This window comes from Micromonospora sp. NPDC048907 (assembly GCF_055586885.1).
In genome coordinates, this window is sequence record NZ_JBVJHI010000005.1 from 294,565 (window position 1) to 321,563 (window position 26,999).

Consider the following 26,999-nt stretch of genomic DNA (forward strand, 5'->3'; position numbering starts at 1 on the left):
TCGCCTCATTGAACGGCCCTGGCTGGTCGACGTAGCTCAAGGCGACCAGGGGGCCGACCCCCGCCACCACCACGCCGGCTCCCAGCAGAGTGACGCACAGAAGGAAGCTGGCCCGCATGTCACCAGTAGAGCAGGCGATCACGGCTCCCCACCAGGTGGCGGGCACACGGTTTAGGAAGGGTTGTGTTCACCCGGAGCACCGGCCCCCTACCAGGGCATACGCCCGATGCTCTATCAGCGGCGGCCTTGATCGTTCCGCGCATGTTTTGGATCTTGTGCCCCCTCCCCATGTCTGGGTTCCGCCAGGCTGGCAGCAAGATAGGCGTTGCGGCCCGCGATGAGGCGTTGCAGGTACGGCCGCAGGATGAGGCTGGCCACGAAGCCGCCAACGGCTCCCATTGGCGCAGTGAAGAAGATGACATCGCGCATCAGGGTCGCCGAGGAGTTAGCCGGATCCGGCGTGAAGCTGTGCTCGTGGTGCCATCGGCCGAATGGGCCACTGATCTGCTCGTCCGTGAAGCCATGCGGCCGCCGGTAGTCGGTGATTCGAACGGTCATCCGCCAGGGTAGGCCGAAGTGCCTGGCTTCCCACGTGACGGCATCGCCGGCCTTCAACCGGCCGGTCGTTACGCCGCCGACCGCCCGTTCGGCACTTGTCCCCATGGACTCGGTATGCATATCAACGTCGAGGCAGGCGTCGAAGACGGTTTCCGGGACTGCCTGGACGTCCGTAGTCAGCTCGATGCGCGGCACAGAGCCACCGTAGGCCCCCTGGTCACGCCCCGAGGGCAGCAGGATGAGCGCTTGACCCCCAGGCAACTCACTCGGGGCGTTGACCTGGAACGACCGGGCCCTTGACCTGCCGAGGCGATTCCCTGTCGTCCATCGTTGTCCGCCCACGTCCGTCCCGATCGTCACTCAGTTAGTCACTCAGGACCGTAAGCTCACGGGCGTGGACGGCAGCCAGCAACCGGACCTTGATGAGATCGAGGGATGGCTGCTTGCCGTTGCCGACGGCCGTAGAACCCGGGACTCTGCTGACCGGTGGGCTCAGAGGTGGGTGATGGACGACGAGCTTTGCTGGGGCGACGTGGAGTGGTGGGCCCTCAATCTGCTTCAAGGCATCGATCTGCGGGCCGGACCAGAAGCAGGCTTCCTGCACGATGACGACCAGGTACGACACTGGCTAACAGAGCTGCGAGCTCGACGAGCCGGAGGCGCGACTCCTTCGGTGTGAAAGAACCATCACCCGTCGATGAGCTGGCCAATCATTCCGGGTGACCTGCCTCAACGGTCCATCAGCGTCCACCGGCGTCCGGCCATGCTCGTGCCCGTCGTCACCCAATTGGTCACCCAGCACGGCGGCTCACGATGAGCCGGCCACTGGCCAGCCTCGGCGTTGCAGCTCGCCCGACACCTTGCCAGCACGGGCCGCCCAGAAGATCACAGCCTCGTCGTGGTCATCTCGCACAAACTTGACGCCGTCTGCCAGAACGGGGATACGGCTTAACCGGGAGATCGATACGGGGTTCGTGCGGGTGACGCGGAACTCTCCGAACAGAGACGAGACCGTAATGTGGCTCGTTCCGACACGGAGCCGAGCGAAGGGCCACGTGGCGCTCTTGTAGCTCTTGAAACCCGACCCTCACGACCGCACGCCGGGGTCAACGTAGGCGACGCCCCCGCGCATGCTGAACTCCTTGTCAACCACCCGCCGATCATCACTGACGCTCGCAACATCCGTGCCGTTGATGAGGCGGGAGGGGATGTGTACCCGCACCCGCAAAGCTGGTTGCCATCCCGTCTGCCGCCGACCCGCCCGTCTGGGGAGCGGGCCGCCGTCCCGTGGTTCGGCGCCCCGCCCACCCCGTCGACAGGCCGGGCACGGCCCAACCGGTACGCAACCCGGTGATCCTGGCGTCGCTGCTCGGTGTCGCGTGCTCGGCTGCCGGCCTGCATCTGCCGTCGGCGGTCGGCGCGTCGCTCACCCTGCTGTCGGGCGCCGCGGTTCCGGCCGCCCTGGTCGCGCTCGGCGCGTCGCTGCACCGTACGGCGCCGTCGCGGGCAGCGCCGCCTGAGCTGGCCGAGCTGGCCGTGATCACCGCGCTGAAGCTCGTCGCACAGCCGGTCATCGCGTACGCGGCCGGGATGGCCTTGCGCCTGTCCGCGCCGCAGTTGCTCGCCGTGGTGGTGTACGCGGGCCTGCCGACAGCGCAGAACACGTTCATCTTCGGCCAGGAGTACGGCGTCGGCGAGGCGGTGGCCAACCGGTCGGTGGTGGTGACCACGACGCTGTCGTTGGCCACCCTGGCCGCGGCGGCGGCGCTGCTCGGGTAGGTCCGTCAGCTGACTCGGCCGGCAATCATGGTGAGTCACGCCTTGACCATGTGCAGTCTTGCACCCTTTCGCAAAGCGTGCGGTGCGGGGCCGTCGCTGCTGATCACGGATCACCCGGTCGAACGCGCCCGCCGGCAGCGGATCGGTGTGCGGCGTTGGGTCGGCACGGACGGCCCAAGACGTTCGGCCGATCGTCGACGGCCGCGGTGTCGGCCCGCCAGGGCTGGCGCCGTTGGTGCTGAGGCCACCGGTGCGCTCCGTGGATATCGGGCGCCAAGTCCCGGGCTCAGACGGTGCCGTGTTGCACCGGATAGTGGATGACGACCACACCGCCGGTGGCGTAGTTGGCGACATCGGCGGTCACCTGCCGGCCCTGTGGCGACGCCCTCGCCGCGGTCATCGCCGCGGCGTCGGCGAACTCGGCTTCGAAGACCGCGAAGTACGGCGTCTCTCCCTGCGTCGCCGCCACGTCGAAGCTGTAGCGCCACGCCAGCAGGCCGGGCATGCGGGCGACCAGCGGGAGGTGGTTGGTCACGTAGTACTCGCGGAAGTGGTCGGGATCGGCGGGTTCGGGATACAGGACCAGCAGCTTGTGAGTCGAGCCGTTCGAGTCGGGGCACGGGAGACCGCCAGAGTCAGCGAGTCGTTCGGTTCCCTGGTTCATGGGAGTGTCCTTCCAGCCAGCCGGTGATGAGTGGGACGGTGTGACTGAGGGTGTCGACGCGGTGGTGTGCGCCGGCGAGCTCGTCGTCAGGGTGGGTGGTGCGTACCGCGACCACTGTCATGCCGGCGGATCGGGCTGCTTCGACGCCGGCGGGAGCGTCCTCGATCACCAGGCAGTCGGGCGCCGGCACGTCGAGGAGCTGAGCCGCGCGTAGGTAGCCCTCCGGATCCGGTTTGCCGCGGCGGACCTGGCTGCTGTCGACCAGGACCGGAGGGTCGGGTAGCCCACCTGCGCGCAGGCGTTGCAGGACGGTGGGCGTTCGGCCTGAGGTCACGACGCCCCACCGTCGGTTCTGTAATAGGCGCAACACTGCGGCGGCGTCGGGGTACACGGGAAACCCGTCGCCTTCGTTCGCCATGAATTCCCGGATCAGCGAGTATTCGGCGGCGGCGTCGAGTTGTGGCGCTACGGCCTGGATGGTGTCGACGGGCCGGCGGCCGTGGGTGTGCGACCAGACCAGGTCCGGGTCGAGGTTGCGGTGGTCGGCCCATCGGCTCCAGATCCGGCGGTACGCGGGGTACGAGTCGACGAGCACGCCGTCGACGTCGAATAACACCGCCTTGTCGTTCGTGCCCGCACCGATGTCGTGGAGGTGATGGAGCCCTTCGTGCGCGGCCTGCCGAACCATCCACAGCACGGTGCGGCGTTCCCCAGGGAGCCGGACAGCTGTCCGGCTCCACTGCGGTTCGCTGATCTCGCTCGTGAGGGCGGCGAACCGGTCGATATTACGTTCAAGATCCAGCAGGACGGCGGCCAGTGGTTGCTCGTTGTAGGCACCCTGCTCGGCGCGCTCGTCGTTGCGCATCGGTTCGAGCGTGGGCTCGTGCTCGGTCAGTGTGCGGCGAACCCGGGTGTCGTAGACGTCGCGGACATGGCAGGCGTACTCCAACGCCGACCACACCCCGGACGCGGGCCACCGGCGCAGGACGTCGACTGGCAGGTGCTGCAGGCGCCAGGCCAGGTCCCTGGTTGTCCCGAGTAGCGGTAGACGTCTCACGAAGCCATCCCCATCGCTTCGGAAGTCGAATCAACGCGGTGGACGCTACTGTATCGAAGATCGAAGCATCAAGAGGGGGCACAGGCGATGACGGCACCCAGGCCGGGCCGGCCGGTACGCGGATCGAGCACCGGGCGACCTCTCATGGCCGCCCTCGACCTGTTCGGCCGCCGCTGGAACCTGCGCATCATCTGGGAGCTGCAGTACGGGCCGGTCGGGTTCCGCGCGTTGCAGGAGCGCTGTGACAACATGTCCTCCAGCGTCCTGCGGCAACGGCTGACCGAGCTCCTCGACGCCCACCTCGTCGCCCAGCAGCCGGACACGGCCTACACGCTCACCGACCTGGGCCATGGCGTCTACCAGGCATTGCGCCCGCTCGCCCGCTGGTCCGAGGCCTGGGCCTCCGCCCTGGACGAGAACCGCGAAAACTGAACCCGTGCAGCATCACCCCTGGCGCTTCGGAAACCGAATCGCTACGGTGCTTCTAAATCCGAAACACCTGGAGGGGGCCATGGCTCGCATCCTGGCGCTCGAACCGCCGTTCCCGCCGGACGTGGCGGCACAACTCGCCACGATGACGCCGGCCGGGGTGCCTCCTATCGGCCTTTTCCGGACGTTCGCCAAGAACTTGCCGATGACTATGGCGATGAGCAACTGGGGCAGGTACGAACTCGGCCGCGACCTGAGCCTGACCCTCCGCGAACGGGAGATCGTCATCCTGCGCACCTGCGCACGCTGTCGCTGCGAATACGAGTGGGGCGTCCACGTGATGGTCTTCGCTGACCGTGCCGAACTCACACCGGCCGAGATCACCTCGCTCACCTGCGGGTGCCCTGACGATCCCTGCTGGACGGCCGACCGCGAAGCCACGCTCATCCAGATGGTGGACGCCCTGCACGACGCGAGCGACATCGACGACGAACTGTGGCAATCCGCGCAGGAGTCGTTCGACGAGCGGCAACTACTCGACGTGCTCCTGCTGTGCGGGTTGTACCACGCGATCTGCTTCGCCGCCCGCGCCGCTCGCGTCGACCTCGAGCCCGGCGCTCCCCGCTTCGCCGACATCACGGCCGCCTGATGGCCGACCCGCCGGTGGCAGTGGTGAACGCCTGCACCCGCGACGGGCAGGGCGGCAGCCCCACCGCGGTCGTGATCGACGACGCCACCCTCACCGACGGCGACCGGCACGCCATCACCCGCAGGACCGGCACCTCCCACACCGCGTTCATCGACACCGGCACAGCGGACACGCCCACGGTGCGCTTCTTCACCAGCGCCGGGGAACTCACGAACTGCGGCCATGGCACCCTCGCCGCGCAAGCCGTCCTGCTGGACCGCAGGGGCGCCACCGAGCACCACGGGCGCCAGCACACCGCAGGCCGCACCTTCGCCACGACGGCCATCCGCCGTCGCGGCGGCGTCGAAGTCTGGTTCGACCAAGGCGCCATCGCCCTGGCTGACGACGGCGACGCCACCGGTGGGGGCATCATCGCTGCCCTCGGCCTGCAACGAGCGGACATCGCCGCCGACGTCCGGGTCGCTCTGCCGGGTACGCCACGACTTCTTGTCCCCGTCCGAGATCACCGGACGCTGCTGTCCATACAGCCCGACTTCGATCGGCTGGCAACCGAGTGCCGCCGACTCGGATATCTCGGCTGCTTCACCTACGCACTCTCACCGACCGCGAGAACGGCCGCAGCCCGCATGTTCGCCCCCGCGATCGGGGTCAACGAGGACATCGCGAACGCCAACAGCGTCGGCTGCCTCGCCGCCCACCTCCTCGACACCTCCGGCAACGGCGACATCGAAGTCCACCAGGGTGACACACTCAAGAGGCCATCATCGATCTGCGCGAGCGCGACCCGTACCGGATCCGGCATCGTCGCGAGAATCGGCGGAGTGGTCGACCTTGGCCCGCCCATCGTTCTCGGCTGACCGAGGTGGTCAGCGTTCACGCTTCCCGCCTGGCTGCTATCGGCTGTCGTCCTGGGCTCGCTTGAAGCGTCACGCGGCGCGGCGCCGACTACCTTTCCTCAGGGCTGGGCAGGAGCGGCATGTCCGGCAGTCCGAGTCTCGACTGCGCGTACCCGAGCAGCGCCCGCTGATGCTCGGCCGCGAGGCCTGGCAGATCCTGGACGGGTGCGCTGTGCAGCACGGCGGCGTCGAAGCCGAAGTGGACTCGTACCACCTTCCGGCCCTTGCTCAGGCGCGGTTTCGGGACGGCGCCCCAGGTGTAGAACGGGTAGGTCTCCAGATCGGGCACGCCGGAGGCGCCCCACCATGCCCGCCAGGCGGGATCGGCGTCGATCGCCGCTTCCAGCGCATAGGACGCGGTGTCGAATTCGTCGCGTTCGGCCTTCACGTCGTACATGTGTCCGCACATGTACCAGTTCCACCACTTGCCCTCGCCGTCACCGGCGCCGGCCTCGGCTCGGGCGTCGTCGGCGAGCGGCATGTCGAAGACGAGGTCGTCGTCCCAGTCCAACCCGGTGGCGCGCCGGTACGCCGCCGGCACCACGTCCAACAGTTCCTCGGCACCCGCCACCCGCCAGCGGCCCGACATGGCGTCGGGGTCGGCCAGGACCGCCTGCCACGTTCGCTGGCCGGCGGCGACAACGGCGAGCCTGGCGTAGAGGAAGACATCGTCGGACATGGGAAGCGCAGGCGCGGCGGCCGGCTCTGACACGTCCCAGACCGCTTGCGACTGGTGTCGCGCCGTGGTGAGGGCGCGCACCGCCTCCATGAGATCGTCGGCGAACTGCCGCACGTCGGCCTCCCCGGCCGAACCCAGCGACTCGACGAGACGCCCGCAGCCCTCAGGAGTCGCGGCACCATCGAGCAGGGCGATGTACGACCAGAACTTCGCAGAGATCACCGGAGCTCCTTCTCATGCTGGACGCTTCGAAGCCGCTGTCAGCGGGTTCGGTCAGCCCAGCTTCACCGACGGGCCCGGCAGCGGGACTCACGGCGGGCGCGTGGCGCCGCCGCGCACCGCGAGTGCGTCGAGGATCAGATCGAGGCCGAATTCGAACTGCCCGCCGAAGTGGTATCCAGGCTGCTGGAGGTGCTGCGTGGCGAACTCGACCAGATGCGGGTAGTCGCCCGCCGCGAAGCCTTCCATGATCGAATCCGCGACGGCGTTGGCGGAGTCTCCGCTGTCGAACGGCAGGGACGCCTCCTGAAGCACGAAGCCGTAGACGTACGCGTCGACGATCGCGTACGCGTGGGCCGTCATCTGTAGCGAGAAGCCCCCGGCCCGCAGCACGCCCAGCATGGCGTCGTGATGGCGCAGGGTGGCCGGCCCGGGACTGGTCCGGCTTTCGACCAGGGCCAGCGCCCAGGGATGCCGCGCGAGGACCGTACGGGCTGAGAGGCATCGCCGGCGCACCTCGGCGCGCCAGTCGCCGCCCGTCTCCGGCAGTTCGATCTCCGCGAAAACCCCGTCGACGAGGGCGTCGAGAAGATCGTCCTTGTTACGGATGTAGTAGTACAGCGACATCGGCTTGGCGTTCAGCTCAGCGGCCAGCGACCGCATGGTCAACGCCCCCAGGCCGTGCGCGTCGGCGATGCCGACCGCGGCCTGCAGCACCCGCTCGCGACTCAGCTGTCGTGCTGGCTCGCCCACCCTCTGGTTCCCGTCTTCCTGGCTTCCGTTGACCGGCCTCGCCGCCAAGGCTATCGTACTTAGTACTTCTTACTTAGTACGAAAGCCTGTGAGGCGAAGATGTCCCTCCGCGTGACCGGCAGATGCGCCGGTGCGTTCTTCCTGTTGGCGTTCGTCTCCTACGGCATCGGCACCGCTCTCGCCGGGCAGGCCGCCGGGACGACCCTCGTGATGCTCAACGCCGTCATGGTGGCGGCCATCGGCGTGCTGGTCTTCTGGTCGCTGCGCCGACCGCATCCGGGGATCGCCTGGGCGTACCTTGTCGCGCGCGGCGCGGAGGGGTTCCTGCTCACGGCCGGGGTCGTCCTGCTGGACCCGGTCGGTGCCGGTGCCGCCGACATCGCATACCAGCTGGCCATGCTGTCGCTGGGGCTGGGCAGCCTGCCGTTCTGCCTGGCCCTTCACCGGCAGCGCTGGCTGCCGAGCTGGCTGGCGATCTGGGGATCCGTCGGATACGCGCTGCTGGCGGCCGGCGCGGCCGCCGAGCTGATGGGGGCCGCGGTCGGGCTCGTGCTGGCGATCCCGGGTGGCCTGTTCGAGATCGTCTTCGGTCTGCTGTTGCTCGCTCGCGGCTTCGCGCCGCCCACCGCTGTTGTGCAGCCCGGTGCCGCTTCCGGCGGGCAGTCGAGCGCAGCGGCGGCCGTGGAGGGCGGCTCCCGGGTAAGCCGCGCGGCGCTGGCCGCCGGGCTCGGCCTGCTGCTGATGGCGGTTCTCGCTGGGCTGGCCAACTTCGGCGTCGTGGGCCGGCTGGTCTCCACCGACGCCGTCGAGACCACCACCCGGCTGCTGTCGAATCAACGGGCATTCGCCCTTGCCGTCGTCGCTCTGTTCGCGGTGACCTGCCTCGACGTGCTGGTCGCCTGGGCGCTGCGGGCGTTCTTCGACGACACCCACCGCACCGTCGCACTGATCTCGGCCTGGTGCCGCACCGTGTACGCGGTCGTCTTCGCCGTCGCGATCACGCACCTGATCGCCGCCGCTGGTCTCCTGCGTGACGGCGTGGCGACCGACCAGATCAGCCCCAGGGTGTACGCGCAGATCACCGAATTCGAGGAGATCTGGAGCCTGGGTCTGATCCTGTTCGGCGTCCACCTGCTGATGATCGGGTGGCTGGCGTGGCGGTCTCGCACTGTGCCGACCTGGGGGGCGGTGCTCGTGGCGATCGCCGGCGCGGGCTACCTCACCGACTCGATCGGAGCGCTGGTCTCGACCACGTACACGATTCAGGTCGCCGCAGTCACGTTCGTCGGTGAGGTCGTCCTCATGGTGTGGCTGCTCGTGTTCGCCGCGCGCTCGCGCCGCCAGCGCCGGTCCGACCTTGCCAGGGAGCAGACCCGCCAGCCGCAGCTCGCTTGAGACCGGCCACCCCGCCGAGTTGACGAGGCCAGGAGCCGGCTCAGGGAGAGTAAACGGCGTCGATGTGACCGGGCAGCGCCCGATCGAGGTCGTGACCGAAGCGTCCCCGAGAACGTGTGGTTCGACAAGGCCGTCCGCGAGCCGCTAGGCAGGCGAGACATCGGCGAGCTGTCCTGCAGGCTCAGTCGGCTGACCGGCGCGAGTCAGACTCGGGTCGGCGCCGCCGTCGGCGTGGAACAGAAGACGCCACACTGCTCCTGCTCCCACTCTGCCTGCTACGAGCGGGAGCGCCGCCCGCCACCGGCTCCCACCGGTTCGATCACCTGCGAGAACTCCTCGGGAAGTTGGGCCATGGCGTTCTCGAACTCGTCTCGGGTTACGGCCTCACGCAGGGTGGAGAGCACCGCGCGGACCCCGGCACCGGCGAGCGCACGGTCGACCCCCGGACGATCCCCCACCCGCCGCACAAACTCGTCGAGTCCGAACGAGGTGGCCATTTCCCCTCCGAGCGGTCTGCTCAGGTTACCGGCAAGTCGATCCGGAAGCTGATAGGCGAGGTCCTCGGCCTGGCCGGCGCTTATCCGGTCTGCCAACGTCTCCAACGTCACGCTGGTCAGTGTCGCCGCCTGCTCGGTCGAGACCTTTGCCCGCGTGGCCACTGCATTCACGAAATCCTCGTATTCCATCTGATTCTCCCTCTCCGGGCAGCATCCCCGTCGCATGGCAGGAACGCGGCACTTCGCTTCGGCACGCGAACTGGTACCTCGACAGCGTGCTGGGACGGCGGGTGATCTGGCCTCATCCCCATCGGGCTAATCACCGATCGCCCGCTGGAACGCGAACCAAGCAGGCCACGGGCGTCGGCGCGGGCACCACCTACTGGGGCGTGCTCAGCAAATCCGCTTTGGCGCCGTGGCGGACCAGCCACAGGGTTGGTGGCCAAGCGGCAAAGAAGCCCATGATCAGCCCGATCTGGACAATGAGCCAGAACACCGGACTACTGGGCTGCACGGTCTCGTGGAAAACCATAAGCTCCATGAGCGCCAGCCAACTCAGTAGGGCGGCCTCGAAGATGGACACGCTCAGCAGGTCTCCCCTGAGGAAGTTCCGCATGGCGGCCCGCGCTCTTCGACCTCCCGTGTCAGGCGCACTGAAGTAGCGGAATACAAGGCCTATCGCCACTGCGGCTACGTAGTCGCCGATGAATTCGGGCCACAGTCTCTTACCGAACAATTCGAGACCAAAGCTGAAGCTGACAACAGTAGCAATGATGGCACCCAGAACGCAGTGCGTCGCACAATGCATGGTTTCGATCAGCGTCACAGCATGTCGCGACCTGCTAGGCGGGGTGCGGTGCCGCTCCAGCCACCGCGGAGATTGAGGTCTGCCCCACTTCCGGTAGGCCAGAACCGCTGCCGGGCCGAAATAGAGGCCGGTCGCCGGCCAGACAATCTCCATGACCCTCATCGGCTGACGGTATCGAAGCACAAAGTGATCAAAAACGATGGCGACGGTGCTGGCAGAGCTCACAACGAGCACAGCCCACGAGAGCGCCACGAGCCATGTTGGTTGCAGAACCCTCTCCTTTCGCCCCAGGACATTCAATGCACTGCCAGTGACGGGGCTACGACAAGTTCCACCATCACCTGCGGAACGCCAGTGCTTGACCGTTGCTGGGCGTCCCTTGCCCTGCCGCGGCTCCCCGGCCCCGCCAGGTGCGCCACCGGAAACCCACGGCGAGCATGGCCACGAGCGCGAGGCCAGCACCTACGCCACGCCCGGTCAGCAGCGAGAATGACGAAGAACTCCTCTCTGGGTTGCGCCAAAGCGGCATATAGTCGCCTCGGGAGAGAGCGCGAAGCCCGGTCGAGCGTGGTCAGGGCCTCCCCGAGGCCCCCAGCAGCGCGGTATCGGCACCGAGCAGGGTCACCGCGAATCGGCCACCCGTCGCATTTCACCACGCCGACGTACGTCTGCCAGGCCAGTTGTGTAAAGCCCGCCTTCGCGCTCAGCATGCGGAGAACGCGGTCCAGCAGCGTGTTGTCGTTGACGATCTGGAAAGCCAACATCTCCCGGCTGCGCCGGACGCCACCCGGGTTGCGACGTATCGCTGGAAGTCCACGTCCGGGCGAAGAACGCCTCGGGCGATCAGCGCCAGGTTCAACGCGCTGATGTACCGACCGGGGCCGCTCCCGACGGCGGAGATCTCGACCTGGACGGCGGGATGTCGGCGGCGCGGGCAGCGGCGTGGTGCACCAGAAGGCAGTAGCGGCAGGATCGTGCTCGATCGCGGAAGTAGGGCCCTACGGCGCGTGGCCGTGGACCCTACTTCGCAGCACCGGTGCGACCGACGGGGTCGGGCAGGTCGACCGTTACCTCATCCAGCGCCCTCAGGCGGCCCCACGCAGCTGCGGCAGGTCCTGGTTGGCCGGCACGTTGAAGGTCTCCTGTGCGATCAGTGGACGGATCCGGCGTTCGAACTCAGGTGAGACGAACGCGCGGTGCAGGAGGTCGTTGGCGAGCTCATTGCCGAGCGCACCCATGATCATGGCTTGATCAAGCGAGAGGTAGCGCTTGGCCACGGTGCCGCTGCCGACCGCGATCGCGTCGTAGAAGCCGCCGGGGCCGTACGAGTCGAAGTTGGCCTTGAGTCGGGCGAGGTTGTCGACGACGGCTGCCTTGGCGTACGGGAGAGCGAGGAACGCCGCGTGCGGGGTCACCACGCCGTCGCCGTAGTCGGGGTCCGGGCCGGCGGGGCGGCAGTCGCCGAACCCCGCGTCGTACCTCGAGTGCTGCACGTCGGACGGGTAGCCGTCGGTGTCCATGCCCATCGCGTCGACGCCCCAGGCCTGGTAGCCGCCGGCCGGGTCGCTCGCCGGGGAGAAGCCCCAGTATCCGTACCCGGCGTCGTTCATCCCGTGCTCGATCTGTCCGGCGACCGTCGCGGGATGGTTGCGGCCCCAGCTGTTGGGTGCCCATCGCGCTTCCGGCACGAACAGGTCAGGCATCAGGGCCTCGAACATGTCGCCACCCCAGCTGGGCACGAACTGGATGCCGCGGTACCGGTAGGCGCCCTCGTACACCGGCACGCCCTCGTAGGTGGTGTCGAAGCCGACCGGCTGCATCTCGTGCCAGCTCCAGTCGCAGCTGGCCGGCAGGGTGCGCATCGTGTTGTAGTAGGCCTTCGGCGGGATCTGGCCCATCGCGATGCCGAGGTACGTCGCGATGCGCGGCTCCGTGACGGTGATGTCGTAGTGGTTGCAGGTGAACCAGACACCGTCGCGCTGCTGCGAGCACCCCGGGGGCGGCGCGTCCCAGAAGCCGCCGGCGATCAGCCCGCTGGCCCCGAACGGCGTCGACGCCGCCGGGTTGTAGTAGAAGCCGAAGTTCATCTTCCGCAGGATCGCGTCGGCCTTGCCGCGCAGCTCCGGCACGGCGCCCTTGACCACGTTGAGCGCGGCCGCGAGCCAGCCGTTGTCCACGCTGGACATGAAGGGGTAGACCGGACTGCCGTCGTCGGGCCAGACCGTGACGACCGAGCCGTCTCGCGGGTCGTACCAGTTGTAGTACATGCCCGAGGCGGTGTGGTGCTTGAGCCGGGCGAGCGTGTCGAGGGTCCTGGCGATCCGTTGGCGGGCTTCGGTCCGGGAGATGATGCCGAGCTTGGCGGCGACCACCGCGGACCACAGGTAGCCGCCGATGTTGGTGGGGGACGTGTAGGTGGAGCGGCCGCCGGCGGCGAGGTCGCCGGTGATGTTGTCCGCGACCAGGCCGGTGCCGGGGTCGGTCATGGCGGCCATCGAGCGCCACGTGTCCGAGGCGTAGCGGAGCAGGGCCCGGTCGGGGCCGCGCTCGTCGGGTGCCGCGACGGCGGCCGGGCCGCCTGCCAGCACGAGTGCCAGCGCGAGGAGCGGTGCGAGAAGGCGTCGCATGGGTCTCCTTGTCTGGTGCGGGATGGGTCACTTGATTCCGGTGGTCGCGATGCCGCGCAGGAAGTGTCGCTGGAGGAACAGGAACACGATGAGCACCGGGAGCACGACGACGACCGCGCCGGCGAGGAGCAGCCCGTAGTTGCGTTCGTTCTCGCCGACGCTGTAGAGCGCGAGGGCGACCGGCAACGTGTACTTGTCCTCCGTGGTGGCGACCACGAGGGGCCACAGGAAGTTGTTCCAGGACGCGAGGAACGTGAGGATCCCGAGGGTGGCCAGTGCCGGCCGGCACAGCGGAAGCACCACCCGCCAGAAGATCCGGAACTCGCCGGCGCCGTCGACCCGGGCGGCCTCGATGAGCTCGTCGGGGATCGACTGGAGGAACTGCCGCATGAGGAACACGCCGAACGGTCCGACGAGGAACGGCAGGATCAGGCCGGCGTACGTGTTGGTCAGGCCCATGTTGCTGACCAGCACGAACTGCGGGACGAAGGTCACCATGCCGGGCACCATGAGCATGCCGAGCACGGCCAGGAACAGCGCCCGCTTGCCGGGGTAGCGCAGCTTCGCCAACGCGTACCCGACGAGCGAGCAGAAGAGCAGGTTGCCGACCATGACCAGCGTCGCGACCAGTGCGGAGTTGAAGAAGTAGAGCGGAAAGTCGAGCCGGGAGAACAGCCCACGGAAGTTGTCGAGCGTGACCGTCTCGGGCCACCAGGTAGGCGGCACGTCGCGGATCTCCCGCTCCGGCTTGAGCGATGACAACGCCATCCAGAGGAACGGTCCGGCGACGGCGACTAGCCCGAGGAGCAGAACGGCGTAGAGCATGGCCTTCGCAACCCGATCGCGGGTACGCAGGGTGGTGTCCTTCGTGGCCATCGTCAGTTCCTCTCCCCCAGCAGGCGGAACTGCACGGCCGACAGCGCCACGATCGCCACGAAGAGCACGTAGCTGGCGGCGGCCGCGTAGCCGTAGTTGCCGAAGCCGAACTGGTTGTAGATGTGGAACGACACCGACAGCGTCGAGGAGAGCGGTCCGCCCTGCGTCATCACGAGCGGCTCCTCGAAGAACTGGAGGTAGCCGATGCCGGTGATCACCCCGCCGAAGAGCAGGGTCGGCCGGAGCATCGGCACGGTGACGTTGCGGAACTGCTGCCACCGCGTCGCGCCGTCGAGCGTCGCCGCCTCGTAGAGGTCGGCCGGCACCGCCTGGAGTCCGGCCAGGAAGATCACCATCAGGAAGCCGAAGTTGCGCCACGCCGCCATGACAATCAGCGACGGCAGCGCGAGCCTGGTGTCGAACAGCCAACTCGGCCCGTCGATGCCGAGCAGGCGCAGCAGATTGTTGACCAGCCCGATCTCGGGGTCGAGCAGGAAACGCCAGACCACCGCGATCGCCACGATGCTGGTCACGACCGGCAGGTAGAAGCCGACCCGGAACAGCGCGCGGAAGCGTACGAGCCCGGAGTTGAGCGCGGTCGCGGCGGCCAGGGCCGCGACCATCGTCAGTGGCACGCCGATGACGACGAAGACCAGGGTGTTGACCGACGAGCGCAGGAACAGTTGATCGGAGAACAGGCGGGTGTAGTTGTCGATGCCGACGACGTTGACGGCCAACGGGTTGCGCAGGTCGGTGGAGCGCAGGTCGGTGAAGCTCATGAGCAGTGAGACCACCACCGGCAGCGCCATGAACACGAGGAACAACACGGTGAAGGGCGCGGAGAAGGCCCAGCCGGTCAGCGCCCGCCGCAGGCGCTGCCGGCGCCGGACCGAGCCGGCGGGCCGGCCCGGGCTCGTCGCCCCGGCCGGTCGCGCTGGTGTCGTCGCCGTGGGGGCGCCGGCCATGTCAGCTCCCGGTCCCGATGGCGCTCGCCTTCTCCTGGATCGCCTTGGCGGTCGCGGCCGGGTCCGTGTTCTGCTTGCACAGCTTCTCGGCCTCGAGGTCGAAGGCGGCCGCGATCTGCTCCCAGGTCGTGATCGCCGGCGGTGCCTTGGCGCTCTTGAGTTGCTGGCCGAACGTGGTCAGGAACGTGTCGCCGGAGAGCGTCGGGTCGTTCCAGGCCGACTGCACCGCGGGCAGGTCCTTGACCGCCTGGTACCACTTGACCTGCACCTCGGGCCTGCTCAGCCACTGCACGAACTTCCAGCCGCCGTCACGGTTCTTGGCGTCCTTGAAGACCGCGAGATTGCTGCCGCCGATGAACGAGGTCGACGACTTCTTCGTCGGCATCTGCGCGACCGCGTACTTGTCCTTGAAGCCTGCGCCGCCCTGCTCCTCGACGATGCCCATGTGCCACGGGCCGGAGATGAAGGCGCCGATCTCACCCTTGACGAAGCCGGGTTCGAGCGAGCCCTCCGGTAGCGCGGTCGGGGACAGTCCCTCCGTGAAGAAGGACTGGTAGTAGGCGAGCGCCTCGGTCATCTCCGGGGTGTCGAAGCTCAGCTTGTCGGCGCTGGCCACCTGCGCGCCGTTGGACCAGGCGAACGGCAGGACCGACTGCCAGCTGCCGGTCTTGCCGGGCTGGAGGTTGAGACCCCACTTGGCGCCGGCCTTCTCCTTCATGCCCTTGGCCATGGCCTTGAGGTCGTCCCACGACTTCGGGCCGTCCGGGAACCCGGCCTTGGTGGCCAGGTCCTTGCGGTAGTAGATCAGCCGGGTCTCGACGTACCACGGGACGCCGTACGAGGTGTTGTCGACGATCGTCGTGTCCCAGGCGCCGGGGAAGAAGTCGTCTTTCTTGATGAGGTCCGGCGGGGTCGGGTCGAGCGCACCGGTCTTGGCGAACTCGCCCTGCCAGGTGGTACCGATCATCGACACGTCCGGCGTCTGCTTCGCGGCGATGGCGCTCGCGATCTTCTGGTGCGCCGCGTCCCAGGGCACCGCCGTCACGGAGACCTTGGCGTCGGGGTTCTCGGTGGAGAACTCCTTGGCGAACTCGGCGAGCTTCTCGCCTTCGGTGCCCATCGCCCAGACGGTGATGTCCCCGCTCGCCTTTCCCGCCCCGACGGACTTCGCCTCGTCCTGGCCGCCGCCCGAGTCACGGCCACAACCGGCCAGCGCGACCGACGCGGCCAGGACGACCGCGGCCGCCGCGGTTAACCGCCTACTTCTCATCTCGTACCTCCTGAGGCTGGTGGTTTCGATGGGTGTGAGCTCCTGACGCGCCGGTACCTCCGGTCGGAGGCGGCGGGCAGCCGCAACTGCGGCGCAGGACGACGTCGGTGGGCAGCACGAGACTGCCCGCGGGAGTCTCGGCGGGCTGCTCGGCGGCACGCAGGATCAGCCGGGCCGCCTCGGCGGCGAGCTCGCGTACGGGTTGCCGGACGGTGGTCAGGGACGGGGTGACGAGGGCGGCGGCCGGCACGTCGTCGAAGCCGGTGATGACCAGATCCTGCGGCACGCGCAGGCTCCGGCCGAGCGCGCCGACCAGTACGCCGAGGGCGATCTCGTCGTTGGCGCAGACCACCCCGGCGGGCCTGGACGCGTCGCCGCCCAGCAGCTGGTCGGCGGCGAGCAACCCGTCGGCCTGCTGCATGCTCACCGCGACCGGCTCGTCGGGCGGCTCGATGCCGAGGTCGTGGTGCGCCCGCCGGAAGGCGGCCCAGCGTTCGCTGACGTCGGGCGAGCCGGCCGGGTTGCCGACGAAGGTCAGCTCGCGCAGGTCGTGGTCGGCGAGCAGGTGACGGATGAGCGCCAGCATGCTGCCGGCGTTGTCCGCGCGTATCGAGGGGATGTCGCCGGGCCCCCCGCCGGCGACCACCACCACGGGAACCATCTCGGCGAGCCGGAGCAGCGCCTCGTCGGCGATGGTGCCCCCCATGACGGCGACCCCGTCCACCCGGCGGCCCATCTCCAGCACCTGGTCGTCGGAGTCGGAGCGCAGGTGCGTGCAGAGAATGTGCACGCTGGCCCGCGACCCCACCGCCTCGGACTCGAAACCCTGGATCAGCTCGGTGAAGTAGGGGCCGGACAGACCGGGGAAGACCAGACCGAGGGCGCCGTGCCGGCCGGCCGCCAGGGCCCGACCGAGGTGGTCGGGGCGATATCCGTGCTTCTCGATCGCCTCCAGCACCCGGCGCCGCATCTCCTCCGAGACCTGCCCCGTGCCGTTGGAGACGCGCGAGACGGTGGCCACGGAGACGCCGGCGAGTCTGGCGATCTCGCGGACCGTCATACGGCTGTTGCCCATCACACCCTCGATCCGTGACGTGCGTGACAGAAACCGGTTTCAGGCGACCATAGGCAGCTGCGACGAACTTCACAACCCTTGGGTCCACAATCGCCCGTGCGAGGAGGCCCGTCCCCACATGCCAGAGGCACCGCTCCGGCATCGCCGGATCCTCGTGGACGGCCCGGGCGCGCAGGTTGGCGATCCGCTCGACGAAGGCGCAGCTGAGGATCGCCGACTCAGCGACCGGGACGGCGACCTGGGTGCTCTGGGGCGTCGCGCTCGGCGTTGCCACCATCACGTACCACCTGCGCCAGTGCGATGCCTGCCGGCACTGCGGACAGGGCGGGCTTGCCGAGACTCATTCCGGCCATCTACGGTCGGCTATGCCGGAGTGAGGGGCGCTGCGACGGACCAGGTCCGCCACGCTCCCCGGGAACATAGGATCCAAGGGCGCCTTCCGCGATGAGGGAGGCGTGATGAGTATGAGGTCCGGCGTCCGGTCCACGTTCGCTTATGCCACCGACGCGACCACGGCGACAACGCACTCTCCTGCCCCGGGGACAACGCGGGGTCAACCGACAATCTCGCATGACAGGCGTGGGCTGCGGCCGCGCGGGTACGGTTGCCCGCTATTTCACGACCCGGAACCGCAGGTGCGTGACCGCCTCGGAGGCGATCACCCGCGTGCGCTCCAACTCGATGTGGCCCAGGTCGTCCAGCAGCCGGGTTCCCGCGCCCAGCACGACGGGCACCAGGTTGATCTGCAACTCATCCAGCAGCCCGGCGCGCAGGAACTGCCGTCCCGTCTGGGCGCCCATCACGATCACGTCCTTGTCGCCGGCCGCGGCCTGGGCGGACGTGAGGGCGCTCTCGATGCCGTCGGTCACGAACGTGAACGTCGCGCTGTTCATGCGGAGCTCGTCACGGGCCTTGTGGGTGAGCACGAAGGTCGGCGCCGGATACGGGGTGTCCTGCCAGTGGGGCAAGCCGACGTCGAACGTGCGCTTGCCGACCACGACCGCGCCCACCGAGGCGAACGTGGCAGCGACGACCTCCGTGTCGCGCGGGTCGGGACGGTCGGTGAACATCCACTCGTGTAGCCGCATGCCGCCCTTCCCCATGGGGTGTTCCGCGCCGATGTCGGGGCCGGCGACGAAGCCGTCCAACGACATGCTTTTGTGCAGCACCACGGTGCCCATCGAGACCTCCTGACCGTTGTCCTCAGGGTTGGACCGACCCGGCTCACAAAATTCATCGGCGGCGCCAGGCCGATGCAACTGCCCGGGTGCCATGCGAAGCTGTCAGTCTTCTGTGGCCGGCACTGTTCGTCCTGCAGTCCGTTGCGGGCGATACCTACTGCGGGCCCGCCGCCTCTACCGGGTGGCGGGCCCGCCCCACGCCTACGACGCTGGCCGGCGCTTCACGGCCACCCCGTCCAGAACCTCCTGAAGTCGCGCCGCCATCACCGTGCGGGACCGGTGCTCCTGGATGTACTCGCGGCCACGCCGGCCCATTTCGATCAGCGTCGCGTCGTCGAGTTCGGCGAGCTTCTGCAGCCCCGCGGCGAGCTCTCCCGACGCCACCGTCAACCCCGACCCGCTCGACATCAGGATGTCCTCCGGCTCACCCGGGCAGTTGTTCAACACCGGCAGCCCAGCTGCCAGATAGTCGTACAGCTTGTTCGGGCTCGCGCCCTTGCGGTACACCGGGCTGTCAACCAGGACGTGCACGCCAACGTCGGCGCCGGCCAGGATCCCGCGCAGCTCCTCCTTCGGCACCGCGTCCAGGAAGTGCACGTTGGACAGGCCTTCGTCGGCGGCCCGCGCCACCAGCTCCCGCTTGTCGTGGCCGTCGCCGATCAGCAAGAACGTGTGCTCCGCCAGGTCGGCCGCAGCATCGAGAAGGCGGCCGAGGCCGTTGATCGGCCCGTGGGAGCCGGCGTACACGAACAGCCGGCCCCGCACCGGCACACGCTCCCGCAGCGGCCGGTAGACGTCCGGGCGGAGGCGGAAGTCCTCGGGCTCGGCGCTGTTGCTCACCCATGCCAGCTTCGCCGGGTCGATGCCGGCTTCCGTGAAGTACGGCCGCCACGCGCCCGCCACCATGACGATCCGGTCAGCCCGCCGGTACAGCCAGCATTCGAGCGCCCGCAGCACCCGGTGGGTCATCGACCCGCGACGCAGGTAGCCAAGGCTCACGATGGCCTCCGGCCACAGGTCGCGGACCTCCATAACGAACCGTGCCCGGCGGAGGCGGGCCAACGCCCATCCCGCCAGCGGGGCGAGGATGTGCGGCGAGGAGGCGTACACCACGGACGGGCGTGGCTGGCGCAGCCCGGCCAGGAAGGCGTTACGGGCGTAGGTGATCCAGCTCATCACCCGCCGGTGGTCGTTGCGGGTGTAGCCGGTGACCGGGACGGTGATGAACCGCGGGTCGTCGGTGGTGTACTCGCGGTGGGTGACGTGGTCCAGGCCGGCGGCGGTGATCTGCCAGTCCCAGCCGTTCAGCCGGTCGAACAGCTCGACGTGGCGGGTGCCTCCGGCGCTGGATGTCGGTTTGGCGTAGTGGTTGAGGACGAGTACCCGCCGCTCCCCTGCCATCGGATGCCTTTCGGTTGTGGGGTGGGATGAGGGCGGGGGTGGTGCCGGCCGACCGCGACGACAGCCAGGATCCAGAAGAATCGGGTGTCGTAGTAGTCGCCGGAGAACATCGACGCGGCCAGAACGTAGACGGCCGCGACGGCGCAGCCGACCTGCTCCGGTGTCGCGGCCGTCCATGGGTGCCCGTCGCGGCACCAGCGGACGACCGCCCACACCAGCAGTGCGACGCCGACGATCCCGGTCTCTGCGGCCAGACCGGCGAGGTAGTTGTGCGGGTAGTTCATGGCGGTCGCGGCGTTGAACGAGTCCATGCCGGCGCCGACGACGGGGTGCTCCCGGAACAGCTCCCACGCGGCCGCCAGCAGCTCGGGGCGCTCGGAGTAGCCGTTCGCGCCGAGGATGGCGGCGTTGTAGCGGGTGGCGGCCAGGGCGGCGACCGCCGCGCCCATCACCTGCCACACCGCCCACGCGGCAGCCCCGCCCAGGACGAGCGTGGCGGCCAGGACCGTGATGCGGCGGCGGCGGAGGAAGAACACGAAGAAGACGGTGGCGGCGGTGGTGGCAGCGACCAGGCCACCCCGGGAGCCGGACAACACCGCTGCTGCCCCGAGCAGGGGGACGAGTGCGAGCAGCCACCAGCGGCGGCGGGCCACGGCGAGGGTGACCGCCGCGATGGCCGCCAGGCAGACGACGCGGACAAACACGTTGGGGCCGCCGCCGAACGCCGACATGCGGCCCTGCGCCTGAGGGCCGGATTGCAGGCCGGCGACCGCGTACACAATCCCGGCGGCCAGCATGAGGGTCAGCAGGACGCGGGCTGCCCGCTGCGGGTTCGAGGCGGTCAACGTGGCCGTGCAGATCACCAGGAGCCACAACAGCAGCAGGTCCCAGGTGACCTGTTCGACGCGGGCAGCCCACGGAGCCCACCACGCCGACGCCACCTGCAGGGCGATGAGCGCGGTGAAGGGAATGAGCAGGCGGGGCCACGGGCGGGCGGCGCCGCGCGCCCACAGGTCGACCTGCCACAGCAGGGCACCGGCGGCGAGGACGACGACGGCGGTCTTGCGGAGGTCGCCTATGCCGAGGTCGGGCAGCCCGGCCCGGTCGGTGGTGATCCGGCCGGCAAGGGCGACCAGGAACAGGGCGGTGAGCCAGGTGACCGAGAGGGCGGGCCGGGGGGCCGGTGCTTGTAGCCGCTGCTGGGTGGGCGGGACGGCCTCCATGGTGCTCACCGCGCCGCCGCCTGCTGGGGCAGCACCGGCTGCGCCGGCTGGGGTCGGGAAGTGGCGAGGGCGGCGACGGCGAGGACCGCGCCGGCCGCGTAGGCGATCGCCGAACCGAGCGCCGCTCCGTACGCGCCCCAGCGGGGGATGAGCAGCAGGTACGCGGCGACCGCGACGAGCATGGCGGGGATGTCGGCGATGAATGAGGACCGGGCGCGGCCGGTGGCGACGCCGAGACCGACAGCGACCCGGCTGATCGCGTAGGCGAGGGTGCCGGCGGCCAGAGGGAGGAGCAGGGTGGTGGAGTGGCGGTAGTCGTCGCCGAACACCGGGGGGATGAGCAGCCGGCCGGCGACGACCAGAACGGTCCCCGCTGCGAGCCCGTACCCGCAGGCGGCCAGCATCGGTCGGGTGCGGTCGAGGGCGCCGGCGAGGTGCTGCCGGTGCCAGCGGGCGGCGTGCGCGTCCACCCACGACTGGACGGGCCACACGGCGAACTCAGCGACGGTGGCGACCACGATGTAGAGGCCGAGCTGTTCGTAGGTGCCGAGCCACGGCAGCATCAGCCGGTCGGCGCGCAGCATGACGAGGCTGGCGAGGCCGGCGGGGAGCAGCCGCAGGCCGAGCCGGCGGGCCTGCCGCAGGTCGGCGGCCGGGCTCGGTGCGCCGGAGTTCCGGTGGCGGCGCAGCATCAGCCACGACAGGGCGGGGGCGGTGCCGAGGGCGGCGGCGTACGCGGCCAACCACCCGGCGGCCGAGTCCACGTCGGCGACCGTCAACGCGCAGGCGGCGGCGATCAGCACCATCTGACCGGCGACCGCGCCGACGGCGAAGGGGACGGCGGTGCCGGACGCCGCGGCAGCAGTGCGTACCGCCCCACCCGTGACCATCGCCGCCGCCGCGACCGCGAAAGCGGCCACGGTCAGTTTGATGCTGTCGCCGGTGTCGGCGCCGACGACTGCGACGACCGGCACGGCGGCGGCGAGCACGAGCAGCCCGGTCGGGGCGACCAGCCGCATCGTGTCGGCCACGGCCGTGAGCGCGGTCCGTCCCGGGGGGATGAGCACCGGATAGGCGCGGTCGGTGCCGGCCTGGGCGCACAGGTTGGTGAGGTAGCCGATCTGCAACAGCAGGGCGATCTGCCCTCGCCCCGCCGGGCCGAGGGTGCGGGCGGCGAAGACGTTGATGAGCAGGCTCGCGGCGGCGGCGGCCAACTGCGGGGCGAGGAGCAGCCCGGTGGTGCGAAGCCCGCCGCCGTGGGTCAGCCGAGGGTCTGTGGTTGCGCTCGGCCGGCTGGTGTCCCGCCCTACTGCCGTCACCGCTGTCCTTCCCGCCGGTCATGTTTGGCCGTTGCTTCGGTCAACGAGACAGGTCAAGATCGGGTGCGTCACGGATCCGGCAGCCGGGCGGGCCGTCCGGCGGTCGGCGTACCCGGCGGAGGCGCTTCATCGACCGATGCGACTACGACACACCTTCGTGGCCCCTGCCGTCGCCGCCACGTTCGCCCTCACCGGCTGCGGTGGCGTCGATCCAGTTGCGGCGGCGCTGCGTGACGAGCTCCACCTGGCGCCGCGTCGGGACATTGCCGGCCACCGCGGCGAGTAGGAGGCTGCGGGCGTACCCGACCAGGGCCGCGGGGGATCGCGGCCAGGCGTGCGCCGACACGAGCCCAGCCCTCCTCAAGGGTCGCGCCCCCGGCGCCGCGGCCGGGAACCGCGGCCTCGACGGCCTGGCGGATGAGCTGGAGCGGACCGGTGGCCGACGTGTGCAGTTCGCGCAGGTCCTCCCCGGCGTGGCGGAAGGCGAGCCGCGTAGGCGGCCGTTCGGCGAGGTGGGCGTGCAGCGGGGTCGCGGCCGGCAGTACGTCACCCAGGATCTCGAGCTCGGCGGCGGTAGTCACCCGGTGTGCGGGCGTACTCGCGCCGGAAGGCCTTGGCGAACGCGAACGCGGAGCCGTACCCGATGGCGGCGGCCAACTGGTCCAGGGTCTTGTCGGTCTCGCGCAGCAGCCGTGCCGCGGTGGTCATCCGCCAGCGCGTGAGGTACGTCAGCGGTGGCTCGCCGACCACCGTGGTGAACCGTCGGGCGAACGCGGCACGGGACAGCCGCGCCGTGACGGCCAGTTGCTCGACGGTCCAGGGGCGCGCGGGTTCGGCGTGGATGGCGGCCAGCGCTCGCGCGATCACGGGATCGGACAGAGCCGCCGGCCATCCGTCCGCGTCGGCGGTGTCCGCCAGCCAGGCGCGGAGCATGTACACCAGCAGGGCGTCGACCAGCGACGGCGTAACCGCGGTCGCGCCGGGAGGTTGGGTTTCCAGTTCGTCGCCGAGCAGTTCGACCATCGCGCGTAGGCCCCGGTGCCGGCCCGGCAGCGCCGGCAGGTGCATCACTTCCGGTAGGTCCCGCAGGAGCGGGTGCGGGCGGTGCCGTTGCAGCCGGTACGCGCCGCACACGATCGTCGACCGAGCGCCCTGCCCCGGCACGACCATCCGCCCGAAGGGCGCGGACTCCGACGTGCGCGACGGTGAGAAGTCGGCGAGCGGAACGTCCGGGGCCGAAACGATCGCATGGGTGGCGCCGCGTCCGAGCAGCACCACATCGCCGGGTCCGAGCGCGACGGGCTCGAAGTCGGCACCGCCGGGCAGTGGGGTCAGCCAGCACGACCCCTGGAGGACGACGTGGAACGCGGCGGCGGTGGCGTGGTCGAAGCGCAGCCCCCAGGGCGCGTGCGCCTCGGTGTGCGCGGCGACCGGCGCGCCGACCCGCATGGCCGTGAGGATGTCCGCGAGCACGTCCACGGGCTCACGATATCCGTCTTGATCGGCGAGACGTCCAGACAACTACACGAGCGCCTCAGCCATCGTCCGTCTCACGGCTGCCGCCTAGCGTCGCAACTGCAGACCAACGCTGAAGAAGTGGAGAAACGACATGAGCGTCTGGGTGGAGGGTGCCACGGGCAAGGCCGGCCGGCGGGTGGTGGCGGCCCTGGCCGCCGCCGGGATACCCGTACGGGCCGCGAGCCGTCACCCCGGAGAGCCGTCGCCCGGAGTGATTCCGGTGCGCTTCGACTGGTACGACCCGACGACCTGGTCCGCGGCGCTCGGCAACGCCGACACGCTGTTCGTCAAGGGCTTGGACAGCGCCGACAATGCCAGCAGCATCATCTCCCGGCTGATCGCCTCCGCCCCGCACGCCCGGCGCGTGGTGCTCATGTCGGCGATGGGCGTCGACCGCTCGCCGGAGGACACGCCGCGTCACGCCGTGGAACTGGCGGTGCAGAACGCGGGGAAGGAATGGACCATCCTGCGGCCGAACTGGCTCATGCAGAACTTCGACGAGGACGAGGGGGTGTACGCCAGGGCGCTCCGCGAGGATGACGAGTTGTACGCCGGCAGTGGCGACCGGGTGGTCAGCTTTGTCGACGCCCGGGACGTTGCCGACGCCGCCGTCATCGTCCTGAGCCAGGACGGACACCACAAGCGGGGCTACACGCTGACGGGCTCGGAGGCGGTGACCTTCAGCCACGTGGCGGAGGTGCTGGGCCGGGCCTCCGGCCGGCCCATCCGGCATGTCGACGCGAACCTCGCCGAACACCGGGCGCACTTCGCCAGGTCCGGCCGCCCCGATGCCTGGGTCGACCACATGATGCACCTGTTCGAACTGGTCAGAGCTGGCGTCTTCGCGCCGGTCACCGACGACGTCCAGCGGCTCACCGGCAACCTGCCGCGCAGCTTGCAGGCATACGCCACAGAGGTCTTCGCCCGTTGACACCTCATCCGCAGGTACTCCCACCGCGTGAGGTGCAGGCCACGCAACCGCGGACACGGAGTCGCGGTAATGATCGACCAGGTTGCTGTCGTCCGGGTTGACGGCCGCGAGCCCAAATCGCAGGGCGAATCCGCCGTACACCGTCACCAACATCAGCACGGTCCTGGCTGTGGCCGGCAGCACGTCGACTGGTTCCCGGTACCGCCGACACACCTCGACCGCCATCGACCCACTTCGCTCGGCCACACCCCGAGATCGACCCAGGTGGACCGGTGCGCTTACGCAAAAAAGCCGCCGTGCCCCCGGCGCAACCGCCGCAGAAACCGGTTACAGTGCTCGGACCGGACCACACGAACCCTGGAGGTGCCCCGGTGACGAGCATCAGCGACCACCAGCCGGCAGACGCCCGATCCGACTGGGAGGCCCGGATCGCGCTGCGCAGCGACGAGGAGGGCACGACGAGCGGGATCCCGCTGCTCGCCCCGCCCGGTGACCTGACGGCCACCGCCGGGGTCGGCCACGTCCGGCTGTCCTGGTCGCCGGTCTCCGGTGCGGTCGGCTACCTGGTGCACCGCGCACCGCTGCGCGACGGCGAAACCGCCGGTGAGCTCACCCCGATCGACCACCTCGGCGGCGACGTCCTCTCGGTGCCCGACACCTGGTACGTCGACACCACCGGCGAGCCCGGCACGTCGTACGCCTACGCGGTGGCCGCGGTTCCCGAGGTCACCGTGACCGGTCCGCTCAGCGCCCGGGTCCACGCCGCCGCGCTGCCGGCCGACGGCACCGTGCCGACCGTCGCCCTGCGGGTCGACGCCGCCGACGAGGGCGTGCCGCTGCCCCGGCCGTGGCAGCCGATGATCGGCAGCGAGCGGCTGTCCCAGCTGCTCTGCACGGACACCTCCGGCGGCCGGGAGATCGGCAGCGAGTTGCTGGCCGCGCTGCGCCGCATCCGGCAGGAGATCGGCGTGGAGACGGTCCGCGCGCACTCGATCCTGCACGACGACCTGGCCGTCTACCGCGAGGTCGACGGCGCGCCGGTGATCGACTTCACCGGGGTCGACCGGGTCTACGACCTGGTCCTGTCCATCGGCCTGCGGCCGGTGGTCGAGATCGGTTTCATGCCCCGCGACCTGGCCAGCGACCCCGAACGGACGGTCTTCGAGTACCGCGGCGTCATCTCCCCGCCCAAGGACTGGGACCGCTGGGCCGAGCTGGTCCGGGCACTCGTCGCGCACCTGCTGGAGCGGTACGGCGAGACGGTGCTGACCTGGGACTTCGAGGTGTGGAACGAGGCCAACCTGGAGGTGTTCTGGTCCGGCACCCGGGAGGAGTGGATGCGGCTCTACGACGTCACCGCCAAGGCGGTCAAGGACGTCGACCCGCGGATTCCCGTCGGTGGCCCGTCGTCGGCCGCCGCCGGCTGGGTGGACGCGTTGCTGGAGCACGCCAACCGCTCGGGCGCTCCGGTCGACTTCGTCTCCACCCACACCTACGGCAGCCCGCCGCTGGACCTGCGCCCGACCCTGCGCCGGCTGGGCTTTCCCGACGCGCGGATCCTGTGGACCGAGTGGGGCGTCACGCCCACCCACTTCCACCCGGTCAACGACGGCACCTCGGCGGCGACCTTCCTGCTCAGCGGGATGCGCTCGGCCGCCGGCCGGGTCGAGGCGCTGTCCTACTGGGTGGCCAGCGACCACTTCGAGGAGTTGGGCCGCCCGCCCCGGCTGCTGCACGGCGGCTTCGGTCTGATCACCGTCGGCGGCATCGCCAAGCCCCGCTACCACGCGCTGCGGATGCTCGCCCAGCTGGGCGAGACCGAGCTGAGCGTCCAGGCTTCCGGAGACGGCGCCGGCGGGCTGGTGCAGAGCTGGGCCAGCCGGCGCGCCGACGGCAGCCTCGCCATCCTGGTGTGGGCCTCCACCCTCGACCAGTCCAAGCGTGACGGCGATCCGGCGCTGGCCCGGCGGATCCGGCTGGCCGTCGAGGGCGCCGCCGGCCGGACGGTGACGGTGACCCGGCTCGACCGCGAGCACGGCGACGTCACCACGCTGGCCGCGCAGCTCGGCGTGGCCGACTGGCCCACCGAGGAGCAGTGGGACGCGTTGCGCGCCGTCGACTCCCTGCCGGTCGAGAAGGTCGACACCCGCGCGCGGGCCGGCGCCGCGGTCGTGGAGCTGCACCTGCCCCAGCCCGGGGCGGTGTTGATCGAGGTCGCCGGGAGTTGAGC

The 26,999-nt window shown here is 69.8% G+C and carries 25 protein-coding genes; 8 read left to right on the forward strand and 17 right to left on the reverse strand.

Annotated features, from left to right (window positions below; all coding sequences use genetic code 11):
• Nucleotides 1-234 precede the first annotated feature (234 nt).
• Nucleotides 235-753 carry an SRPBCC family protein gene (locus ACZ6PY_RS19430; RefSeq protein WP_466074018.1) on the reverse strand — a complete coding sequence of 173 codons (519 nt, stop codon included), beginning with the start codon at nucleotides 751-753 and terminating at the stop codon, nucleotides 235-237.
• A gap of 199 nt (nucleotides 754-952) precedes the next feature.
• Between ACZ6PY_RS19430 and ACZ6PY_RS19435 the strand changes: the two genes are divergently transcribed.
• Nucleotides 953-1,237 carry a hypothetical protein gene (locus tag ACZ6PY_RS19435; protein ID WP_466074020.1) on the forward strand — a complete coding sequence of 95 codons (285 nt, stop codon included), beginning with the start codon at nucleotides 953-955 and terminating at the stop codon, nucleotides 1,235-1,237.
• A gap of 608 nt (nucleotides 1,238-1,845) precedes the next feature.
• Nucleotides 1,846-2,337 (forward strand): AEC family transporter, encoded by a 492-nt coding sequence (locus tag ACZ6PY_RS19440; RefSeq protein WP_466074022.1) that lies wholly within the window; start codon nucleotides 1,846-1,848, stop codon nucleotides 2,335-2,337.
• A 286-nt stretch (nucleotides 2,338-2,623) separates the two neighbouring features.
• Here ACZ6PY_RS19440 and ACZ6PY_RS19445 read toward each other — a convergent pair whose 3' ends face one another.
• Both ACZ6PY_RS19445 and ACZ6PY_RS19450 read right to left on the reverse strand, forming a co-directional pair.
• Nucleotides 2,624-3,001, reverse strand: a complete 378-nt coding sequence (locus tag ACZ6PY_RS19445) for an EthD family reductase (RefSeq protein ID WP_466074024.1) — start codon at nucleotides 2,999-3,001, stop codon at nucleotides 2,624-2,626.
• Nucleotides 2,973-4,058 (reverse strand): HAD-IA family hydrolase, encoded by a 1,086-nt coding sequence (locus tag ACZ6PY_RS19450; RefSeq protein WP_466074025.1) that lies wholly within the window; start codon nucleotides 4,056-4,058, stop codon nucleotides 2,973-2,975. The genes ACZ6PY_RS19445 and ACZ6PY_RS19450 overlap by 29 nt, the downstream gene beginning before the upstream one ends.
• 87 nt (nucleotides 4,059-4,145) lie before the next feature.
• Between ACZ6PY_RS19450 and ACZ6PY_RS19455 the strand changes: the two genes are divergently transcribed.
• The 3 genes from ACZ6PY_RS19455 to ACZ6PY_RS19465 all read left to right on the forward strand — a co-directional run bounded on the left by ACZ6PY_RS19455 (nucleotide 4,146) and on the right by ACZ6PY_RS19465 (nucleotide 5,993).
• Entirely contained in the window at nucleotides 4,146-4,490 is a 345-nt protein-coding gene (locus ACZ6PY_RS19455) for a winged helix-turn-helix transcriptional regulator (protein WP_466074027.1), read from the forward strand.
• A gap of 79 nt (nucleotides 4,491-4,569) precedes the next feature.
• Entirely contained in the window at nucleotides 4,570-5,136 is a 567-nt protein-coding gene (locus ACZ6PY_RS19460) for a carboxymuconolactone decarboxylase family protein (protein ID WP_466074028.1), read from the forward strand.
• Nucleotides 5,136-5,993 carry a PhzF family phenazine biosynthesis protein gene (locus ACZ6PY_RS19465; protein WP_466074030.1) on the forward strand — a complete coding sequence of 286 codons (858 nt, stop codon included), beginning with the start codon at nucleotides 5,136-5,138 and terminating at the stop codon, nucleotides 5,991-5,993. The genes ACZ6PY_RS19460 and ACZ6PY_RS19465 overlap by 1 nt, the downstream gene beginning before the upstream one ends.
• Before the next feature lie 88 nt (nucleotides 5,994-6,081).
• Here the strand turns inward: ACZ6PY_RS19465 and ACZ6PY_RS19470 are convergent, their stop codons facing one another.
• The gene (locus ACZ6PY_RS19470; protein ID WP_466074032.1) at nucleotides 6,082-6,933 is read right to left on the reverse strand and encodes a DUF4240 domain-containing protein; all 852 of its coding nucleotides are present in this window, start codon (nucleotides 6,931-6,933) and stop codon (nucleotides 6,082-6,084) included.
• 87 nt (nucleotides 6,934-7,020) lie between these two features.
• A complete protein-coding gene (locus tag ACZ6PY_RS19475; protein ID WP_466074034.1) occupies nucleotides 7,021-7,683 on the reverse strand; it encodes a TetR/AcrR family transcriptional regulator in 663 nt (220 codons plus the stop codon).
• A 111-nt stretch (nucleotides 7,684-7,794) separates the two neighbouring features.
• Here ACZ6PY_RS19475 and ACZ6PY_RS19480 point away from each other — a divergent pair, with 111 nt between their 5' ends.
• Entirely contained in the window at nucleotides 7,795-9,078 is a 1,284-nt protein-coding gene (locus ACZ6PY_RS19480) for a DUF4386 domain-containing protein (protein WP_466074035.1), read from the forward strand.
• Nucleotides 9,079-9,353: 275 nt separating this feature from the next.
• Here the strand turns inward: ACZ6PY_RS19480 and ACZ6PY_RS19485 are convergent, their stop codons facing one another.
• The 12 genes from ACZ6PY_RS19485 to ACZ6PY_RS19540 form a co-directional block, all read right to left on the reverse strand.
• Nucleotides 9,354-9,764: a DUF2267 domain-containing protein gene (locus tag ACZ6PY_RS19485; RefSeq protein ID WP_466074037.1), complete on the reverse strand. Its 411-nt coding sequence runs from the start codon at nucleotides 9,762-9,764 to the stop codon at nucleotides 9,354-9,356.
• Nucleotides 9,765-9,954: 190 nt separating this feature from the next.
• Nucleotides 9,955-10,545, reverse strand: coding sequence for a DUF4396 domain-containing protein (locus ACZ6PY_RS19490; protein ID WP_466074039.1), 591 nt, complete (start codon nucleotides 10,543-10,545; stop codon nucleotides 9,955-9,957).
• A gap of 923 nt (nucleotides 10,546-11,468) precedes the next feature.
• Nucleotides 11,469-13,010, reverse strand: coding sequence for a glucoamylase family protein (locus ACZ6PY_RS19495; RefSeq protein ID WP_466074041.1), 1,542 nt, complete (start codon nucleotides 13,008-13,010; stop codon nucleotides 11,469-11,471).
• A 27-nt stretch (nucleotides 13,011-13,037) separates the two neighbouring features.
• Complete coding sequence (locus ACZ6PY_RS19500) at nucleotides 13,038-13,886, reverse strand: carbohydrate ABC transporter permease (RefSeq protein ID WP_466074043.1); 849 nt, start codon at nucleotides 13,884-13,886, stop codon at nucleotides 13,038-13,040.
• 2 nt (nucleotides 13,887-13,888) lie between these two features.
• On the reverse strand, nucleotides 13,889-14,851 hold the full coding sequence (locus tag ACZ6PY_RS19505; RefSeq protein ID WP_466074044.1) for a carbohydrate ABC transporter permease: 963 nt from the start codon (nucleotides 14,849-14,851) through the stop codon (nucleotides 13,889-13,891).
• 1 nt (nucleotide 14,852) lies between these two features.
• The gene (locus ACZ6PY_RS19510; RefSeq protein ID WP_466074046.1) at nucleotides 14,853-16,121 is read right to left on the reverse strand and encodes a sugar ABC transporter substrate-binding protein; all 1,269 of its coding nucleotides are present in this window, start codon (nucleotides 16,119-16,121) and stop codon (nucleotides 14,853-14,855) included.
• Nucleotides 16,111-17,196, reverse strand: coding sequence for a LacI family DNA-binding transcriptional regulator (locus ACZ6PY_RS19515; RefSeq protein WP_466074048.1), 1,086 nt, complete (start codon nucleotides 17,194-17,196; stop codon nucleotides 16,111-16,113). The genes ACZ6PY_RS19510 and ACZ6PY_RS19515 overlap by 11 nt, the downstream gene beginning before the upstream one ends.
• A gap of 611 nt (nucleotides 17,197-17,807) precedes the next feature.
• Nucleotides 17,808-18,377 (reverse strand): dihydrofolate reductase family protein, encoded by a 570-nt coding sequence (locus ACZ6PY_RS19520; protein ID WP_466074050.1) that lies wholly within the window; start codon nucleotides 18,375-18,377, stop codon nucleotides 17,808-17,810.
• Between the two features lie 201 nt (nucleotides 18,378-18,578).
• Nucleotides 18,579-19,778 carry a glycosyltransferase family 4 protein gene (locus ACZ6PY_RS19525; RefSeq protein ID WP_466074052.1) on the reverse strand — a complete coding sequence of 400 codons (1,200 nt, stop codon included), beginning with the start codon at nucleotides 19,776-19,778 and terminating at the stop codon, nucleotides 18,579-18,581.
• Entirely contained in the window at nucleotides 19,682-21,001 is a 1,320-nt protein-coding gene (locus tag ACZ6PY_RS19530; RefSeq protein ID WP_466074683.1) for an O-antigen ligase family protein, read from the reverse strand. The genes ACZ6PY_RS19525 and ACZ6PY_RS19530 overlap by 97 nt, the downstream gene beginning before the upstream one ends.
• Nucleotides 21,002-21,006: 5 nt before the next feature.
• Nucleotides 21,007-22,320 carry a lipopolysaccharide biosynthesis protein gene (locus tag ACZ6PY_RS19535; protein ID WP_466074054.1) on the reverse strand — a complete coding sequence of 438 codons (1,314 nt, stop codon included), beginning with the start codon at nucleotides 22,318-22,320 and terminating at the stop codon, nucleotides 21,007-21,009.
• A gap of 546 nt (nucleotides 22,321-22,866) precedes the next feature.
• Nucleotides 22,867-23,799 (reverse strand): AraC family transcriptional regulator, encoded by a 933-nt coding sequence (locus ACZ6PY_RS19540; RefSeq protein WP_466074056.1) that lies wholly within the window; start codon nucleotides 23,797-23,799, stop codon nucleotides 22,867-22,869.
• 130 nt (nucleotides 23,800-23,929) lie between these two features.
• Between ACZ6PY_RS19540 and ACZ6PY_RS19545 the strand changes: the two genes are divergently transcribed.
• Together ACZ6PY_RS19545 and ACZ6PY_RS19550 are read left to right on the forward strand one after the other, a co-directional pair.
• The gene (locus tag ACZ6PY_RS19545) at nucleotides 23,930-24,769 is read left to right on the forward strand and encodes an NAD(P)H-binding protein (protein WP_466074058.1); all 840 of its coding nucleotides are present in this window, start codon (nucleotides 23,930-23,932) and stop codon (nucleotides 24,767-24,769) included.
• 371 nt (nucleotides 24,770-25,140) lie between these two features.
• Entirely contained in the window at nucleotides 25,141-26,997 is a 1,857-nt protein-coding gene (locus ACZ6PY_RS19550; protein WP_466074060.1) for a GH39 family glycosyl hydrolase, read from the forward strand.
• Nucleotides 26,998-26,999: the final 2 nt, after the last annotated feature.